2 protein-coding genes are annotated in these 3,105 nt (G+C 68.0%); both read left to right on the forward strand.

Annotation, left to right across the window (positions count from 1 at the left end; genetic code table 11):
• Positions 1–1,587: aldehyde dehydrogenase family protein (locus tag E1261_RS44085; RefSeq protein ID WP_338033998.1), on the forward strand; the 1,587-nt coding region annotated here is incomplete at its 5' end.
• A complete protein-coding gene (locus tag E1261_RS44090; RefSeq protein ID WP_202875476.1) occupies positions 1,584–2,741 on the forward strand; it encodes an NAD(P)/FAD-dependent oxidoreductase in 1,158 nt (385 codons plus the stop codon). The genes E1261_RS44085 and E1261_RS44090, both read left to right, overlap by 4 nt.
• Positions 2,742–3,105 lie beyond the last annotated feature (364 nt).

Here is a 3,105-nt window from a genome sequence, read left to right on the forward strand (position 1 = left end):
GTGAGTGAGGGTGGGGTTGATCATCTAGGTGAAGGGGATTTGATGGGCGTCGAGGTGTTGTCGGTTGTGGGCGGCGAGCGGGTTGCGGAGACGGTACGGCGTACTGAGTCGACCAATCCGGCGCGGTTGAGCGAGGTCGTCGGGACGGTGGGGAGCGCGGGGCCTGCCGTGTTCGTGCGGGCGGCTGCGGCGGCTCGGGCGGCGCAGGGGGCGTGGGCCGCTACGCCGGCGCCGCAGCGCGGTCAGGTGATCGCGAACGTCGGCCGGTTGATGACCGCCAACAAGGAGCGGCTGGCCCAGCTCGTCACGCGGGAGATCGGGAAGCCGATCGCGGAGGCGCGTGGCGAGGTCCAGGAGATCATCGACACCTGCGATTTCTTCATCGGCGAGGGCCGTCGGCTGTACGGGCAGACCGTCCCGTCCGAGATGCCGGACAAGCAACTGTTCACGTTCCGCCGCCCGATCGGGACGGTGGCGATCATCACGGCCGGCAACTTCCCGGTCGCGGTCCCGTCCTGGTACATCGTCCCGGCCCTGCTCTGCGGCAACACAGTCGTCTGGAAGCCCGCGGAGTACTCGGCAGTGATGTCCGACGCGTTCTACGAGCTGTTCGCGCGTGCCGGCGTACCGGCTGGTGTCCTCAACGTCGTGTACGCCGATGGTCCGGACGCCTTCGCGGGGTTGGAGCAGTCGCTGCAGGCGGGTCTGATCGACAAGGTCGGGTTCACCGGATCGAGCGCGGTCGGTACTCAGATCGGCGAGCTGTGCGGCCGGCACCTGCAGACGCCGTGTCTCGAGCTCGGCGGCAAGAACCCGATGGTGATCAGCGCCAGCGCCGACCTCGACCTCGCAGTCGAAGGCGCGTTGTTCTCCGGCTTCGGCACTGCAGGACAACGCTGTACGTCGCTTGGCACGGTGATCGTGCATGAGTCGATCCACGACGCGTTCGTGGAGCGGTTCACCGCGGCGGTCGCGGGTGCCGCGATGGGCGATCCGACCCAGGACGTGCTGTTCGGGCCGTTGCTGGACGAGAAGTTCGCGGCTGGGTTCGAGAAGTCGCTCGGCTGGATCGCGGCTCACCACACGGTGATCGGCGCGACCGGCCGGGTCGGGGCGGACAACCCGCGGGAGGGATTTGTCGGCGACCCCGAAGGCGGGCTGTTCTACCACCCGGTGGTCGTCGACGGGGTGCGCTCCGACGACGAGCTTTTCCTGAACGAAACCTTCGGTCCGGTGGTCGGCATCACGACGTACACGACTCTCGACGAAGCGATTGCCTTGGGCAACAAGCCTGGCTACGGGTTGTCCAGCTCGATCTACACGACGGACCCGAACGAGGCGTTCCGGTTCGCGCAGGGCATCTCGGCCGGGATGGTGAGCGTCAACAACTCGACCTCGGGCGCCGAGGCGCACCTGCCGTTCGGCGGGAACGGCAAGTCGGGGAACGGTTCGCGGCAGAGCGGGATCTGGGTGCTCGACCAGTTCACCCGGTGGCAGTCGATGAACTGGGATTATTCGGGCAAGCTGCAGAAGGCCCAGATGGACACCGAGACCGTCGAGGCTGATTTGGACTTCCTGCTGCCATGAGCGGCGTACTGCCGGAAGCCGCCGACGTGGTGATCGTCGGCGGCGGGGTGATGGGGACGAGTATCGCGTTCCACCTGGCCGAGGCCGGGGTTGAGCGGGTGCTGCTGCTGGAGCGGAACGCACTCGGTTCCGGCTCGACGTCGAAGGCGGCCGGCGGGGTCCGGGCGAACTTCTCCGACGACCTGAACATCGCGCTCGGCGCCCGCAGCCTGGAGGCGTTCGCGAACTTCGGGAAGCGTCCCGGGCAGGAGATCGACCTGCACCGGGTGGGCTACCTGTTCCTGCTGGAGAACGACGACCAGCTCGAACTCTTCCGCGAAAGCACCATCCGACAGCGCGCGGTCGGCCTGCCGACGAGGATGATCGGTGTCGACGAAACCCTGTCGCTGGCACCGATCCTCGCCCCGGACGGCCTGGCCGGCGCCTGCTTCTCCCCTGCGGACGGGCACTGTTCGCCGGAGTCCGTCGTACTCGGCTATGCGACTGCCGCCCGGCGACTGGGCGCCACCCTGCTCACCAACTGTGACGTCCTCGGCATCGATGCCGTCGGCAACAACATCAGTACGGTCCGGACCAGCCTCGGCACCGTCCGCACCAGCACGGTCATCTGCGCGGCCGGCGCCTGGTCCGCCGCCCTCGCCGCACCGCTCGGGATCAATCTCCCGGTCACCCCGCTACGCCGCCAGATCGTGGTCACCGAGGCGATCCCCGACCTTCCGCCCACGATGCCGATGACCATCGACTTCACCAGTACCCTCTACTTCCACCACGAGGGCCCCGGACTCCTGCTCGGCATGTCCGACCCCGACGAACTCCCCGGCTTCCACCTCGACCGCACCGACGCCTGGCTCCCGCGCCTCACCGCCGCCATGGAACGCCGAGCCCCGTCCCTCCTCGACATCGGCATCACCACCGGCTGGGCCGGCCTCTACGAGGTAACCCCCGACCACGACGCCCTCATCGGCGAAGCCGAAACCCTCTCCCGCTTCCTCTACGCCACCGGCTTCTCCGGCCACGGCTTCCTCCAAGGCCCAGCCGTCGGCGAAATCATCCGCGACCTCTACCTAGGCCGAACCCCCTTCGTAGACATCACCCCCATGCACGCCACCCGCTTCGGCACCGAATCCCGCCGTACCGAACGCAACGTCGTCTAACCCACCCACCATGAGCACCCCTCAACCACAACCGCCGTCCCCACGTGACCGAACCGTGCACAAGGTCGGCGCGACGCCCCACCTTGAGCACCCACCAACCACCGCCCACCCCGATCCATGGCTGAACCGTGCCCAAGGTGCCGCCGCCGCCACCTTGAGCACCCCTTGACCACGATCGCGGTCCCCACGTGACTGAACCGTGCACAAGGTCGGCGCGACGCCCCACCTTGAGCACCCACCAACCACCGCCCACCCCGATCCATGACTGAACCGTGCCCAACGTGCCGCCGCCACCTTGAGCACCCCTCGACCACGACCGCGGTCCCCACGTGACTGAACCGTGCCCAAGGTCGGCGTGACGAGC

The organism is Kribbella albertanoniae, assembly GCF_004348455.1.
Lineage (GTDB): Bacteria > Actinomycetota > Actinomycetes > Propionibacteriales > Kribbellaceae > Kribbella > Kribbella albertanoniae.

Coding starts and splice junctions, on each gene's coding strand:
- E1261_RS44090 (WP_202875476.1), top strand. CDS start 1,584: ATGAGCGGCGTACTGCCGGAAGCCGCCGACGTGGTGATCGTCGGCGGC.